Origin of the sequence: Fictibacillus arsenicus (assembly GCF_001642935.1) — a bacterium.
Taxonomy (GTDB): Bacteria; Bacillota; Bacilli; order Bacillales; family Fictibacillaceae; genus Fictibacillus; species Fictibacillus arsenicus_B.
Genome location: NZ_CP016761.1, coordinates 1,007,072 through 1,021,788 on the forward strand (window position 1 = coordinate 1,007,072; position 14,717 = coordinate 1,021,788).

12 protein-coding genes and 1 other annotated feature are annotated in these 14,717 nt (G+C 41.5%); of the genes, 9 read left to right on the forward strand and 3 right to left on the reverse strand.

Going from position 1 to position 14,717, the window contains the following annotated elements; all coding sequences use genetic code 11:
- The first annotated feature begins 599 nt into the window (after window positions 1-599).
- The 6 genes from ABE41_RS05350 to lysS all read left to right on the forward strand — a co-directional run bounded on the left by ABE41_RS05350 (window position 600) and on the right by lysS (window position 8,719).
- Window positions 600-3,719 carry a GNAT family N-acetyltransferase gene (locus ABE41_RS05350; protein ID WP_066287252.1) on the forward strand — a complete coding sequence of 1,040 codons (3,120 nt, stop codon included), beginning with the start codon at window positions 600-602 and terminating at the stop codon, window positions 3,717-3,719.
- A 21-nt stretch (window positions 3,720-3,740) separates the two neighbouring features.
- The gene (locus ABE41_RS05355; RefSeq protein ID WP_066287254.1) at window positions 3,741-4,598 is read left to right on the forward strand and encodes an amidohydrolase family protein; all 858 of its coding nucleotides are present in this window, start codon (window positions 3,741-3,743) and stop codon (window positions 4,596-4,598) included.
- A gap of 29 nt (window positions 4,599-4,627) precedes the next feature.
- The gene (locus ABE41_RS05360) at window positions 4,628-5,257 is read left to right on the forward strand and encodes a GNAT family N-acetyltransferase (RefSeq protein WP_253805440.1); all 630 of its coding nucleotides are present in this window, start codon (window positions 4,628-4,630) and stop codon (window positions 5,255-5,257) included.
- A gap of 162 nt (window positions 5,258-5,419) precedes the next feature.
- Window positions 5,420-5,848, forward strand: coding sequence for a cytidine deaminase (locus tag ABE41_RS05365; RefSeq protein ID WP_066287256.1), 429 nt, complete (start codon window positions 5,420-5,422; stop codon window positions 5,846-5,848).
- Between the two features lie 203 nt (window positions 5,849-6,051).
- Window positions 6,052-6,606, forward strand: coding sequence for a chloramphenicol phosphotransferase CPT family protein (locus ABE41_RS05370; RefSeq protein ID WP_066287258.1), 555 nt, complete (start codon window positions 6,052-6,054; stop codon window positions 6,604-6,606).
- A gap of 41 nt (window positions 6,607-6,647) precedes the next feature.
- Window positions 6,648-6,922, forward strand: a binding site (T-box leader).
- Window positions 6,923-7,174: 252 nt separating this feature from the next.
- Entirely contained in the window at window positions 7,175-8,719 is a 1,545-nt protein-coding gene (gene lysS / locus ABE41_RS05375) for a lysine--tRNA ligase (RefSeq protein WP_066287259.1), read from the forward strand.
- A 163-nt stretch (window positions 8,720-8,882) separates the two neighbouring features.
- Here lysS and ABE41_RS05380 read toward each other — a convergent pair whose 3' ends face one another.
- Window positions 8,883-9,362, reverse strand: coding sequence for a helical membrane plugin domain-containing protein (locus tag ABE41_RS05380; RefSeq protein WP_066287261.1), 480 nt, complete (start codon window positions 9,360-9,362; stop codon window positions 8,883-8,885).
- Between the two features lie 15 nt (window positions 9,363-9,377).
- On the reverse strand, window positions 9,378-12,305 hold the full coding sequence (gene fdhF / locus ABE41_RS05385; RefSeq protein ID WP_083207925.1) for a formate dehydrogenase subunit alpha: 2,928 nt from the start codon (window positions 12,303-12,305) through the stop codon (window positions 9,378-9,380).
- Window positions 12,306-12,887: 582 nt separating this feature from the next.
- Here fdhF and ABE41_RS05390 point away from each other — a divergent pair.
- The 3 genes from ABE41_RS05390 to ABE41_RS05400 all read left to right on the forward strand — a co-directional run bounded on the left by ABE41_RS05390 (window position 12,888) and on the right by ABE41_RS05400 (window position 14,240).
- Window positions 12,888-13,232 (forward strand): Na-translocating system protein MpsC family protein, encoded by a 345-nt coding sequence (locus tag ABE41_RS05390; RefSeq protein ID WP_066287265.1) that lies wholly within the window; start codon window positions 12,888-12,890, stop codon window positions 13,230-13,232.
- Window positions 13,233-13,299: 67 nt separating this feature from the next.
- Window positions 13,300-14,043, forward strand: a complete 744-nt coding sequence (gene fdhD, locus ABE41_RS05395) for a formate dehydrogenase accessory sulfurtransferase FdhD (RefSeq protein ID WP_437435469.1) — start codon at window positions 13,300-13,302, stop codon at window positions 14,041-14,043.
- Window positions 14,040-14,240 carry a hypothetical protein gene (locus ABE41_RS05400; protein ID WP_066287269.1) on the forward strand — a complete coding sequence of 67 codons (201 nt, stop codon included), beginning with the start codon at window positions 14,040-14,042 and terminating at the stop codon, window positions 14,238-14,240. The genes fdhD and ABE41_RS05400 overlap by 4 nt, the downstream gene beginning before the upstream one ends.
- 34 nt (window positions 14,241-14,274) lie before the next feature.
- On the opposite strand, the gene ABE41_RS05405 is transcribed toward ABE41_RS05400, so the two are convergent.
- On the reverse strand, window positions 14,275-14,643 hold the full coding sequence (locus ABE41_RS05405) for a VOC family protein (protein ID WP_066287271.1): 369 nt from the start codon (window positions 14,641-14,643) through the stop codon (window positions 14,275-14,277).
- Window positions 14,644-14,717: the final 74 nt, after the last annotated feature.

Below are 14,717 nucleotides of genomic sequence, written 5' to 3' on the forward strand. Positions count from 1 at the left end.
TTTAGTATCTGTCTATGAGCCGAAACATAAGGTCTATGAACTTAACTAGTTACTCTATGAGTCAAGCTTTGGAATCTATGAGTCAAAATAAAAGCTCTATGAACCAAACGGATTTCTATGAGCCAAAAGGAATGCCCTATGAGTCAAACCGAACCGTCTATGAACTGTTATAAAAATGAAAATCAATTTACTCAATTTTCTAGGCAATAGCAAATAATTTAAAAACTTCTGAAAATTTTATTTACTTTTTTACCCATATGAATTACAATGTTTTAGGTAAGGAAAATATTTCAAATGAAGGAGGCGTTGGACATGATTCAATTTAATTATGAAACGATGAAAACAATTAACGTCCAATACACAACCTTCTATATGGTATCCGTTTAATTTTAGTTACGTGAATCGGAGCCCCAGGATGTGTATGCATTCTGGGGCCTTTTTGTGCATTTTTTAGTGTATCCAAAAGGTCATCAGCATTCTGGTGGCCTTTTTTATTTTTTATAAAAGGGGTGCTGACGATGATACAGTTCAGAAAATCGCGTGATAAAAGGTGGAATCGCTAAAACATAGGAATTAAAAAACGACTGGAGGCAACAAAAATGGAAGTAATAAAACAATCAGTAATCGATCAAATTACAATCGTAGAATATGATCCTAGCTACGCGGGAAAAGTCGCTGAAATGTGGAACAACAGTCGTGACGGCTGGGGCGGCGGCAACACCATCAGAACAGAAGAACAAGTCTTAAAACAAGAAGCAAACTCAACAAACCTCCATTTATACTTAGCCCTTGATGGCGATAAAGTCGTCGGTTATTGCAGCCTAGGTGAGTACCGCGAAGATGAAGGCGCGCTTTATATTCCTCTTTTAAACGTGAGTGGAGATTACCATGGAAAAAAGATAGGTAAGAAGCTTGTTCTAAAAGCACTTGAGAGAGCGATTGAAATGAAGTGGCCGCGTCTCGACCTTTATACGTGGCCCGGAAATACAAAAGCAGTTCCGCTTTATAAAAAATGCGGATTCTTTTGGGAAGATCGTGATGACACAACACACCTCATGAACTTCATGGCGTCCGTTATGCAAACCGAGGCAATAACAGATTTTTTCAATAAAGTTAACTGGTATGAAAGCAGCACCCGAAAGATTGAAGTTTTACCTGATGGAAATAAGGACAATAACTTCCATTATTATGAGTACTCTTGGGAAACAAAGAACCAAGAGAAATTAAGAATGGAGTTTGAACGTTTTGGAAGGGGACTCCGATTAATTGAAACGGATGACTATCTGATCTCTGCTACAGTTGAAGACTTTAATCTTGTATTTGGTTCAGAATATAAGATCCAATATGGTGTTATCAATAAGTCAGGCAAACCATTAACGGTAGCGATTGAAGGGATGAACGACAAAAATATCGAGTTTCAGGTCTCTAGAGAGACAACGGTAAAAGGTGAAGAGACCATTGAAGTGCCTTTTACAGTAAATCCGATCGATGAAGAACAGAGCGTTTGGCGGACACATCCAACAGTATCTGCAATGCTGACAATCAACGGTAAAAAAGCATTGTTTAAAGTGGGTATCAGACCCAAATTCCCATTGAATCTGAGCTGTAAATTTTCAGATGCATTGACGTTTGCAGGGAACTCATCGACGTTCTATATGGATCTAGAAAATAATTTTAATGAAGAGGCAGCGTTTTCCTTTGAACTGCCTGAATCAGAATTAATCGATATGGAAAACCGCAAATTCCTTGTTACGTTAGCACCGAACGCAAAACAATCCGTACCTGTGAATTTTTCATTGATCAAGCATGGATTCTATTCAGCTGATCTAGAGATTACAGCAACGAAAAAAGATGGAAGCTCTGTGGTTTTCTCAAAGAAAATAGGAACCGCCTTAAAAGGGATCGGAACAAAATTTACAGGAGAATGTAATGATTATTATCACGTGTACAACAGTCAATATCATTTAATCCATGAGAAATTCAACAACTGGATCAAGCCTGGTAAAGGAAGTAAAGACTACAAACTGGCATTGATGAGTCCGAAGCTCGGCAAACCATTTTCGGAAGAACTGTCACGCATTCGTCCCTTGCGTGTGGAGCCGATCTTGGAAGAGGGATATGCTGGTATGAAGGCTGTCTATCGTTCAAATGCATTTCCTGGTCTTGAGCTTGCTTCCATTGTGAAATTATTCAGTGAAGGTTTGGTTGAGCAGCATTTTGAGATCACGAATACAGAAGACACAGAAACAGCAGAAGAAGTTTGGCTGAACAATCCAATTTTTAGCCGTCTCTTAGAGAGAGCGATAATGCCTTATGAGGGAGAAATTTTGGAACTTAACGATTCGATGGGATCTTTTCTGGACTATTGGAAAAGCCAAAATCTTTCTGAAAACTGGATCTTCTTAAGAGGACAGAACAATCCTCGAGGGATCTCATGGTCAAAAGACGAAAGCATTCATTTTGCTTCATGGTTTATGTATTTTGAACACAACGCTGGAAAATTAGCTGCACATCAAACGGTACAGACCAAACCGGTTGTGTTTTCAATCGGTGCATTTCATGACTGGCAGTCGTTCCGTGAATACGCGGTGCAAAAGAGCAATATGCCTGCTACGAGCCTTACGAATCATATGACGTTCTCCATCAATGATGGGAACCCATTTGTGAGCGGGACTGAAGTAAAGGCTGTAGTTAAAGATTATAAATCAGCGTTCTTTAACGGCATGATTGAAATTAAGCTGGACGATGAAATTCTGCAAAGCCACCTGTTCGCTTCAGATGAGGAGATGACGAGTGCATCGTTTGATATTCCGCTGGCTGCTGAGGAACCGGTTCACGTTTTAACATCCAAAATGAGTTTAGATTCTATCGATGTTACGCGTCAAACTGCGGCTTTTGTCATGAAGGACACACAGGTTTATTACGAGAAGAGTATTAAGAGTGATTTAGAAGTTTTGTCTGTTGAAAACGGAGAAATTAAGATTTCAGCTTCTGGCCAATTTGCACCAAGTTTGTTTTCTCTAACGTACAAAGGTCAGGAATGGATGGATTCACCATTTCCAAAACCGGCTCCGAAATCCTGGTGGAATCCATGGTTTGGAGGAATCGTAGGGCTTGTTGAAGGCACGAGTCTGAACTCTCTTTTAAAAGAGGAAAGTACCGTAGCGTTTGCTGAGAAAGAGGACAGCAAAGGAAACGTGTGGAAGGGCTTGAAGATATCCACAAAATACGAAAAGCATGAAACCTTTAAGGGGCTTGAGATCCATCAGTACTTCTTAATGCTGCCGGGGGTTCCAGTTCTTTGCCACACTTCAGAAATTGTTCAAACGATGGGTAATTATCTGCAGGGTAAGAATTTCTATACCGGATGCTTCTTAAATTCGGGACCTGAACTCACAAAGAACTGGGCCAGCTTCCAAAGTGAAACAGGTGAATGGGCGATGGTTTATGGAGGAAAAGGCGAACAGGAGATGGCGGTTGATCGAAGCGTTGTGTTCGGTAGTGATGATCACGAGAATCTTCTTCAAATTGTAGCTAATAAAAACGCCACATTTGTGGATTCTTATATCAACAAAGAAGTAATTGAGCTTGGTTATGCTGAGAAACTTCACTTAGCGCATGGTTCTAAGCATTTTACAGCGCCAGTATTTTATCTTTTCAATAATAAGGTAGTTCCAGACACAGCTCTAGAAGATTTAAAGAAGATTCGTTTTTGCTAACATCGACAAGGGAGAGAGTCCATGAAAATCATCGACGCACATATGCATTATTCGAACATTGAAAGCTTTAAACAAACAGCGAATGATCTGTCCAAACTGGACTATTCCTATGACGGAATTATAAAAGAATATAAAGAAGCGGGCGTAGTGCTCGGCATAGCGATGGGCCTAACAGAGAAAGAAGTTGAGGGGTTTCCGGACCCCTTGACTGCTACACCGATGGGAATCGATTTAGAAGATAGAATTCCTGAGAACGTCGTGTACTGTGCAGGCATCAATCCGCATCATTTAGGTGAGAAGGAACTAGCAGAACTTGAAGAAACGGTGCAAAAGCCGGAAGTGGTCGGTTTAAAAATCTACTTAGGCTATTATCCATTCTATGCGTATGATGAAGTGTACCAGCCGGTGTATAAGCTTGCGGCGAAATACGGTCTGCCGGTTGTGTTTCATACGGGGGACACATATTCAGAGCGCGGATTGCTGAAGTATTCTCATCCGTTAACGCTGGATGAAATAGCTGTAATGCACCGCGATGTGAATTTTATGATGGCTCATTTCGGTGACCCGTGGACACTGGACGGAGCCGAGGTAGTTTACAAGAATCGCAACATGTACGCGGATCTCTCCGGGCTAGTCGTTGGAACGAGAGACGATATTAATAGATACAAAGATTCTCCGAGGTTCTTTAACCACCTGAAGCATGCGCTGACTTTTACGGATAACTATGAGAAGTTTTTGTTCGGAACAGACTGGCCCCTCGTGCCAATCCAACCGTACATCGATTTTGTGAAGGAGATCATATCTGAGGAGCATCATGAGGATGTTTTTTACAATACGGCGGTGAAAATTTTTCCGAAGATCAGGCCGTTTTTAAAATAACTGATCGAGAGTGAGAGGGGGTGATGTCTTTGGTATATGTTGTTGCTGGAATTTTTCAAAAGAAGTTTACTAGAAAACAAACAGAAAGAAGGGATCACCCCCATGATTACAGGGAAAAAGTAGAGTTGCGGCCGGTATCATTAGAAGACCATAAACGATCGTACCATTGGCGGAACGATGAAGAAACAGCAAGGCTGGAAGCGGGTTCTGGTATGTATCGATATAGTCATACACCGCTCGAACAAATTGAAGCCAGCTATGAAAAAGATATTCGTACCATTGATAAGCGAGAGGTAGGAGAATTCTCGATTTATACCCTCGGAGAAGAATCGCGGCATATCGGTTCGATCGGGTATCGGAATCTTGATATTGTTTCACGGCGGTGCGTAGTCGGTCTTGGAATTGGAGAAAAAGAGCTGTGGGGCAAGGGCTATGGAACAGATGCGCTAAAAGCTTTAATCAACTATCTGTTTAAGACGATGAATTTAAGAAGGATTCAACTGGATACGTGGAGCGGCAACACGCGTGCGGTTCGTTCCTATGAAAAATGCGGTTTTACGATCGAAGGACGTCTGAGAGAAGATACTTTTATTGATGGAAAGTACTATGACACCATTGTGATGGGGCTATTAAGAGAAGAATTTCAATACGAATCTTAATCTCACATCAATTTTTCGGTTGATCACATAATTTTAGCGGCTCATCACATAATTTCTGCGGTCAATCACATAAAAAAGTGGCAACATCACATAATTTAACATAATGTGGGAATTGAAGGTGAGCGTTATAGCTCACCTCTTCCTATGAACAGGAGAGATAAGATGCTGAGAGTAATAGATTTGGAAGAAAGAGATCACGAACTCATTCGTGCAGCTGAACAAGTCATCGAAAAAAATTACATATACGGCAAGCATCATATTGGAGCGGCAGTCCGTACAAAATCAGGAAGAATTCATGCAGGTGTTCACTTAGAAGCAAACGTAGGCAGAATTGCGGTTTGCGGTGAAGCGATAGCGCTAGGGAAATCAATATCTGAAGGCGATCATGATATCGAAACGATTGTAGCTGTTGCGCATCCTCATCCGCACGAGGATATAGAAAAGTGTTGGGTCGTCGCGCCATGCGGAATGTGCCGTGAACTAATCAGTGACTATGGTAAAGACACGATGGTTATCTTGCCGTATCACGGAAAGAATGTGAAATGCAATGTGATGGAGCTTCTGCCGGAAAAATATAACAGCGGAGATTAATAGTTTATTAAAGAAAGCAGATGATAAAATGGATTACTTATTATTGATATTAATTTTTGCAGCCATGTTTGCCATTTATGATGCAATTAGAAAAGTTAACAATAATATATTGAAACAGACAGAAGAAATTAAGAAACTGAATGAACATTTTATTCAAAGTACCAATAAGTCATCATCATTATAAAAGGATTTTTAGAGGGGAAATGAACAAGGGGAAAATTATTTTATTAAATGGTGTATCCAGTCCAGGAAAATCTACTTTAGCAAAAGAATTGGTAAAAAAGCTGCCGGATTATTTTCACTTCAGTATTGATGATTTTGACACCATTATCGAAAAGATGGAGGCCCGGGATAGCGATCATCTGATTCCGGTTCCAACCGAACATTTTTTTCATCGCAACATTGCGATGTTCTCTGATAAAGGCGTTAATCTAGTCGTTGATCAAATTTTACATAACGAAGATACAACAAAGGATTGTTATGAAATATTGAAGGATTATCCTGTATTATTTGTCGGTGTTCATTGCTCACTTACTGAACTTGAAAAAAGAGAGAAAGACAGAGGGGACAGGCCGGTTGGACAGGCAAAATCACAGCTGAACTATGTGCATAAGCAGGGTGAAGTTTATGATATCGAAGTGGATACGAGCGAAGGGATTGACTCTGCTGCTAATGCTATTCTTAATAAATTGCCCGGATCCAACTCCCAAATAGGATGGGAATCTACGCTTGAACAATATTTTGCAAAAAGCCTTTGACATCTGTAAGAAATCTTCGTATACTAATAAAAATTTAACAATAATTGGCTATGAAGAGAACGAGTAATTAAGCTGTATTATTTCCAGAGAGCTCTTGGTTGGTGTGAAAGAGCAATAATCGTCTTAATGAAAAAAGCCTCCGAGCTTTGTACGGATGCGAGGGGAACCTTGCTGATACTACAACGGGATCTCTCGTTACAGAGATAGGGTATATGCGAGTAATTATTTTTCATTGCCGTACCTGAAGAGGTTGGCATGGCGACATGTTAACAAACTGAGGTGGTACCGCGAATGCTTATAAGCTCTCGTCCTCAAGATGAACAATCTTGGGGGTGAGGGCTTTTTTGTTGTTTCTTGGCAGGGTATCAAAGCGGTGAGTTTTGTCAGAATTAGTCGACTTGTGGTTATTTTTAAAATAACGTGCGATTTTTGTAATTAACGTGAGAAAAAAGCCAATTAACGTGCGATTATTTCAATTTATCGTGGGATTCCTTGTAGGAATACCCAGTGAGGTAATAGTAAAAGCCGGTTCCACTCATTGGAACTGTCACTAACGAGGTGATGAAAGATGCATTGGGCATATCGAATAGCAGAAGAATTAATTAGAAAACATCCGAATCACGATACTTTTGTTTGTGCTTCGGGAATCAGTCCATCGGGTTCCGTACACATCGGTAACTTTCGTGAAGTTGTTACAACATATTTTGTAGTAAAAGCATTGCAGCAGATGGGGAAGAAAACACGCTTCATTTTTTCATGGGATGATTTTGACCGTTTTAGAAAAGTGCCAAAGAATTTGGATCCCTCTTTTGAACAATACATCGGAATGCCATACGCTGAGATACCTTGTCCATTTGGATGCCATAGCACATATGCGGAACATTTTGAAAAAGAGTTTGAAGAGTCGCTCCTACAATTTGGTATTGTTCCAGAATTCATTTATCAAAGCGAAGAATATCGAGCAAAAAGGTACAACGTTCAGATTTTGCATGTATTAGAAAACAGAAAACAGATCTACGATATTTTGATGGCTTATAAAACGGCAAAGCCAAATGAACAGGAACGAGAAAACTTTTATCCTGTAAATGTGTATTGCGATCGCTGCCGAAAAGATACGGTGAGTATTACAAGCTTTCAAGAATGTCATTTAAGCTATACGTGTTCATGCGGTCATTCGAACACAGTAGAGATCATGGAAGCAACCAATATGAAATTAAACTGGAAAGTAGACTGGCCGATGCGATGGATGGTTGAGAATGTTGTGTTTGAACCAGGTGGGAGAGATCACTCTTCTGAAACTGGAAGTTATCGGGTATCAAAGGAAATTGCCATTGAGATTTTTTACCACCAAGCACCCACTTATAAGCCTTATGAATTTATCAGTATAAAAGGGACTGGGGAGAAGATGTCGAGTTCATCAGGGAACAACATCACTCCTGAAGAATTATTAAGGGTATACACACCGGAAATCATTCTGTTCATGTTTGCTAAATATCAACCGAATTCTGCTTTTCATATTGGTTTGGATGAGGATGTCATTCGAAACTATACGGAATATGAGCGTTTTAGAGAAGTTGATCCAGCTCAATTAAAAGAAGAGATAAAGGCTGCTTTATATTTCTCGGTTAAAAAAGAAAAACTGTTAAACGGTCCAAAATTCGCTCAAGTAGCCAGCATCTTGCCCCTTGTAAACTTTGATGCATTGCTAGTAAAAGATGTGCTAAACAGAATAGGGGAAGCTTTTTCTTTAGATGAAATTCAGAAAGTTTGTGAACGAGCGGAGTATTGGCTGCGAAATTGGTGTCCAGAAAAAGTATTGAATATCAATAATCAAAAATACCATGTTTATTATGAGATGTTGACTAGTGTGGAGAAAGAATGGGTGCATGGTTTTACCGAAGTGTTGAAAAATGGTCCAGCGCTAGACGAAGAATTGATGAGAAACGTGTACGATATTTGCCACGACGATAATCCAAAAGTGAAAAGAAACAACCAAAAAAGGTTGTTTCAAATCATTTATCAGCTCATTTTGAATAACAACAGTGGTCCTCGAATTCCATTGTTGGTGCATGCAGTAGGTAAAGAGCGGTTACTATCATTGCTTGACTTTTAATCGCATTTTTTACAGGGGAATTCTAAATTCACCTTGGTATTAATGGGGTATCCGGGATATTCCGCAAAATATCCACATAACTAAATTTATCTGATTTTCGACAAACTACAACCTAAGTAAGAACACAAAAAAGATGACCCTGAAAATGAGGGTCATCTCTTCTTTATTTCTTCAATTCCTGTCCCATGCCTTTTAAGAAGTGAAGGCCAAAACCGATCGCTCGGTTAATATCAGGGTCTTTGAGTGATTTCACTAAATCGAATGCGCCAATCTTTTGTTCACTTTCCACAAAAGTTTCGCCTTGCTTCAAACCGGATACGACGCTGTCGAGCAGTTTTGTTGTTGCTTCTGGATCCATCTTCGTTAAAACGCCAGCGGCACCCATCACGTTGTTGATCATGTTCGTTACCGGTTCGCGTGAAGCCTGGCCGAGTGCGATGCTGGCAATCTTGTCTTTTGCTTCAAGCATCGCATTCGCTGCTTCCAACGCACCGATTTTATCGAGCTCTCCAATAAAATCAAGCGCCTTTGTTAAGGCGGCATCTTTTTCAGCTAAGGCTTTTTGGAGTTCAGCGAGTTTTTCTTTCTGGATCTGTTCTTCTGTTTTCACATTCTTCTTAACGACTGTAATCGGTTGTGCCATATTGAATCAGTCCTCCTATACTTCATCCGTCAGATGGACATAGCCAGGACGGTTCCATTTTCGCTGTACTTCTGCGCCATTTTGAGGATGTCGCTTTTTATTCCTTGGATTATTGCCAGGGAGCTTCACTTCACCTTGACGGCTTATGATTTCCATCCTTACTTTGGTCTGCTTATAAGCAGGCGTATGCGTGCGGTGGTCAACGGCAGGTCCCGTCAAGAAGTTGATGGCACTTTCGTTATCCACCGAGTTCATAGGGAGGAAAAGCTCGTTATTTTTTACACGGTCAGTCACCAATGCATTTAATTTTACTGCACCAAATGGAGAGATGAGCCGGACAACTGAACCATCAATCAAACCGCGTTCTTCAGCAAGAGCAGGCGACACTTCAACAAAAACATCAGGCACTTTATGCTGAATGCCTTTCGATTTGTTCGTCAGATTACCTTCATGGAAGTGCTCGAGCATACGTCCGTTGTTAATATTCAGATCGAACTCTTCAGGGAACTCTGCCGGCAGCATCCAATCAGAAAGGGCAAAGCGTGCTTTTTTATCAGGGAAGTTAAAGCCTTCTGTATAAAGAAGCGGTGTGCTCTTTCCGCTGAAGTCTCCCCAAAGGAAGCTGCCCCAGCCTTTAAGGGCTTCATAGTTCGCTTCACCAAACAATGGAGCAAGTGATGCCATCTCAGCAAAAATCTCACTAGGATGTGAGTAGTTCCAATCCGCACCCATGCGAATTGCGATCGCCTGAATGATCTCCCAGTCTGGTCGTGACCCGCCAGTTGTAGGCAAGGCTTGATACAATCGCTGTACACGGCGTTCCGTATTCGTAAACGTTCCTTCTTTTTCTAGTGAAGGAGCAGCAGGTAAAATGACATCTGCATACTGAGCCGTCTTGGATAAGAAAATATCTTGAACCACGAAGAAATCAAGCTGTGACAGCATGTCATGGACATGGTTCGAGTTGGAGTCCACTAAAGCCATATCTTCACCGACTAAGTACATCGCTTTGATCTCGCCCTTCCCGATTCCCTCTACCATTTGGATGTTGTCTTTTCCTGGTTTAGCGTCGATCGATACACCATACGCTTTTTCAAATTTTGCACGGGCAACATCATCGGTAATGTGCTGATAGCCAGGCAGCCATGCTGGAAGGCTACCCATGTCACAAGCGCCTTGAACGTTGTTATGTCCACGAAGCGGATAAGCTCCAGCACCAGGTCGGCGATAGTTTCCAGTTGCTAAAAGGAGGTTCGAAATGGCAGCTGACGTATCACTTCCGCCCGTGTTCTGTGTCACTCCCATGCCCCAAAGGACACATGTGCCATCCGCGTCACGAATCATTTTCGCTACGTCAATAAGCATCTCTTGAGATAGGCCAGTAATTTCTTCGGCGTATTCTAACGTGTATTTCTCTAAAACTTCTTTAAATTCATCAAGATAGTGAACGTTTTCGTCAATAAATTTCTGATCGTGCCAGCCCTGGTCAATGATGTATTTTGTTACGGCCATGAGCCACACTTGGTCGGTTCCTTGCTTTGGACTGATAAAAATGTCAGAGCGTTCAGCGAGTTCGTGTTTGCGAAGGTCAGCAACGATCAGTTTTTGACCATGAAGTTTGTGTGCACGTTTCACGCGAGTCGCGAGTACCGGATGCCCTTCTGTCGGGTTCGCACCGACTACGATCACAAGTCCAGCTTCAGCGATATCTTGAATCGTACCGGCATCACCACCCATTCCAACTGTACGGAATAAGCCGTCTGTTGCAGGCGACTGGCAATAACGCGAGCAGTTATCCACGTTGTTCGTTCCAAATACTTGGCGAGCGAGCTTCTGCATCAAGTAGTTTTCTTCGTTCGTAATTTTAGACGAAGATACAAAGCCTAGGGCGTTGCTTCCATAATCTTGTTTGATCTGACCCATCTTGCTCGCAATTAGGCTTAGTGCTTCATCCCACGTGGATTCAACAAATACGCCGTCTTTACGGATAAGAGGTGTAGTCAGGCGTTCCTCAGAGTTAACGAAATCCCAGCCGAATTTCCCTTTTACACACGTAGAAATCGCGTTTACTGGACCTTCACTCGGCTCCACTTTTAATATTTTTCTGCCTTTCGTCCATACTTCGAACGAACAGCCAACACCGCAGAACGTACAAACCGTTTTCGTCTTTTTCGTACGCGTCTCACGCATAGCAGCTTCCACTTCAGACACAGCAAAAATACCGCTGTAGCCTGGTTCAACTTCTTTTACAAGTTCGACCATCGGCTCAAGAAGATCTTCCTTCAATCCGGTCATGAAACCGGCTTCACCGAGCATGGATTTTTCCATAAGTGCGTTACACGGACAAACCGTCACGCATTGGCCGCAGCTGACACAAGAGGACTCATCGATACTCGATCCAGCGTCCCAAATTACACGCGGGCGTTCACGTTCCCAGTCGATCGAAAGTGTCTCGTTTACCTGCAGGTTCTGACACACCTCAACACATTGTCCACACGTGATGCACTGGTTCGCATCATAACGGTAGAACGGGTGAGACATATCGATATCCACCGTTTCTTCTTTTGGCGAATAGGGAATAGACTGATGTTCGATTTGCATCAGTTCAGCCGTGTTATGCAATTTGCAGTTTCCGTTGTTGTTATCACAGACTGTGCAATAGAGAAGGTGATTTTCCAAGAGGCGGTCCATCGCCTGATTTTGTGCATCCTTCGCTCGAGAGGAGGAGCGCTCAATGCTCATGCCGTCTAGTGCCATCGTCGAGCACGAACGCATCAGTTTGCCATCTACCTCAACGATACATGTGTCACACGTCTCGATTGGATCAACTTGAGGGGTGTAGCAGATTTGCGGATGAGGCAATTCGTTGTTGTTGATGATATCAAGAATAGATGTGCCTGACGGAGCTTCGTACGCCTTTCCGTCGATCTTGATTTGAATCATTTTATCCATTTTAGACCTTCCTTTCAATTATGAAAGTACAAAAAAATCCACCACGAAAGCACAGATTCTATGAAGTACAGAAAATGTGTATCATGGTGGAATAGTTTAATAGCAGGGCTTACTATTGAGCCAGTCCAACATATTATGTAATTCGGTAAGAGGGAAGAAGAATAAAAAGGTTATTCCCGCATCCAACTTTTCTTCTCTTATTATAGCGTTTTCATAGAAAAAGAACAATGAATCTTCAAAACTCGTTATTTTTAAGTAGTGATATTACTTTGAACTACTTTTTAATGGAGTTTTTTCGGGTAAAGAGAGCCATGGGGCGAAAACAAGGGCGCATCGGGTGAAACGGATAAGTTTCGGGGTGGAAGTAAGTCATATTGGGTGGAACGAGCCTTCTGAAGGGTGAAACTCCACCTAGACCGGGCGAACATGTAATAAATAAAAGAACACGTACCGTAAAAAGTATCTAGTCTCAAACAAAAAGCTGCATAGCAATAATAAGAATTTTTCACGTGCGAAAAGTAAGTACATCATGTATGATTAGTAAAAAATGGAGAAACAGTGGTGATGGTTTAAATGTCTAAAAAGGTACACGACTTCAATGATATTATCCGAAAGCTGCGTAAGAACCTGTTAGGAAAAGGACCGGAGAAAATACATACGGTATTTATAGAAAATATGGCGATCTCAACTATGTACGGAAACTTGACTCCGACTGAGAAGTTTATTGCGAGAACATCTGAAGGCAAAGAGATGGTTCATGCGGCTAGAACGCGCCTGATCCAGGATATTTATGCAACAGCACCGCCTGAAGGATTAGAAGATGTGACGGGTGCAAAGTTTGTCTATCTGTTTTCAGATTTTAAAGTAGATGAGGACATGGCAGTATCCGTATTTGTTTTCGATAAACCCATCGCTTAAGGAGGGAACGCGACTCATGAAACCTGTTGTAACAAAGCGTGAAGTTTTTCATTTTAAAAATGGCGAGATGTCTCAAGTTGAAGACACCATTGTGACTGAACTTCCGGTGACTATTAAAATTAACGGGGAAGAATTCGTGACGATGGTTTGCAGTCCCGAATACATAGAAGACATGGTTGTCGGCTATCTCGCCTCTGAAGGCATTATACGAAACTATAAAGATATTAAAGACATCTGGGTGCAAGAGGATGGTAGCTATGTTCATTTGACGACGGACAAGCTCAATCCCCTTTATCAAAACCTGCAGAATAAAAGATACATAACCTCGTGCTGCGGGATGAGCAGACAAGGATTTGTCTTTGCGAATGATGCACTCACAGCAAAAAGCATGACCGACGTCCGGGTGAGAGTGACGCCTGAGGACTGTTTTCGATTAATGAAGGAGATGCAGGGAACAGCTGGTGTTTTTCAAGAAACAGGCGGTGTTCATAACGCAGCACTTTGTGATGTGAACGGAATCGTGCTGAGCCGGATGGACATTGGACGCCATAATGCTCTTGATAAAATCTACGGCTATTGCCTGAAGAATGATATTTTCATAGGGGATAAGATCCTTGTTTTCAGCGGGCGAATTTCATCAGAGATCTTGTTGAAGGTAGCGAAGATCGGATGCGAGATCGTGCTGTCCAAATCTGCGCCAACAGAATTTGCCCTGCAGTCGGCAGAAGAACTCGGAATTACGACGGTTGGATTTATCAGGGGTGACTCGATGAATGTGTATACGCGGCCGGAGAGGATTAGTACAGAATGAAGAAGTTCTTTCAAAGATATTCACATTGGTTAGCTCTTTTTGTTATAAGTTTCAGCTTTCTTTCGATGTTTATTAATCTTGAATTAGAAAAACTAGATACGATAGCTATTATTTTTGGAGGTATCGGTTTTCTGTCTGTAGCCTATCTTGCCATTATGACCGAGCAGCATATTAGGAATAAGAGTAAAGAGAAATGAGCAGTCCACCGTTAGGTGTGACTGCTTTTTTGAATTAATTGTGTACTTGGAGTTTATTTCCGCTAGGATCAAAGAAATGAAAATAGCTGTGCCCGTTGTCTTCTTGCATCTCATCTACTTTCACATTTTGATTTGTTAAATATGTATGCAGCTCCTTGATATTTGAAGATGTAAATCCGATAGAAAACTCGGCTTGTCCGTTTATGGTGAAATGCCCTCTGGAATCCGGGTCTCCCTGTACTAAAATCAGTAATGGACCGGACTTCAGTTCTATAACAGCAAGCTTTCCATCGCTATGCCTTAATTGAAATCCTAAACATTCTGTGTACCATGTTATTGACTCTTGAAGGTCCAAGACAGGTATCCTAAAATAATGCATCTCATGAATTAATGATTTGCTCATTGTTATCTCTCCTTATGAATTTCTAACAACATATTTCGGCAATATGTGTCTTATCCCTTCAAAAAAATAAAAGC

Excerpts from the sequence above, each read along its gene's own strand:
- ABE41_RS05350 (WP_066287252.1), top strand. The coding sequence starts at position 600 with ATGGAAGTAATAAAACAATCAGTAATCGATCAAATTACAATCGTAGAA.
- ABE41_RS05355 (WP_066287254.1), top strand. The coding sequence starts at position 3,741 with ATGAAAATCATCGACGCACATATGCATTATTCGAACATTGAAAGCTTT.
- ABE41_RS05365 (WP_066287256.1), top strand. The coding sequence starts at position 5,420 with ATGCTGAGAGTAATAGATTTGGAAGAAAGAGATCACGAACTCATTCGT.
- ABE41_RS05370 (WP_066287258.1), top strand. The coding sequence starts at position 6,052 with ATGAACAAGGGGAAAATTATTTTATTAAATGGTGTATCCAGTCCAGGA.
- lysS (WP_066287259.1), top strand. The coding sequence starts at position 7,175 with ATGCATTGGGCATATCGAATAGCAGAAGAATTAATTAGAAAACATCCG.
- ABE41_RS05380 (WP_066287261.1), bottom strand. The coding sequence starts at position 9,362 with ATGGCACAACCGATTACAGTCGTTAAGAAGAATGTGAAAACAGAAGAA.
- fdhF (WP_083207925.1), bottom strand. The coding sequence starts at position 12,305 with ATGATTCAAATCAAGATCGACGGAAAGGCGTACGAAGCTCCGTCAGGC.
- ABE41_RS05390 (WP_066287265.1), top strand. The coding sequence starts at position 12,888 with ATGTCTAAAAAGGTACACGACTTCAATGATATTATCCGAAAGCTGCGT.
- fdhD (WP_437435469.1), top strand. The coding sequence starts at position 13,300 with ATGTCTCAAGTTGAAGACACCATTGTGACTGAACTTCCGGTGACTATT.
- ABE41_RS05400 (WP_066287269.1), top strand. The coding sequence starts at position 14,040 with ATGAAGAAGTTCTTTCAAAGATATTCACATTGGTTAGCTCTTTTTGTT.
- ABE41_RS05405 (WP_066287271.1), bottom strand. The coding sequence starts at position 14,643 with ATGAGCAAATCATTAATTCATGAGATGCATTATTTTAGGATACCTGTC.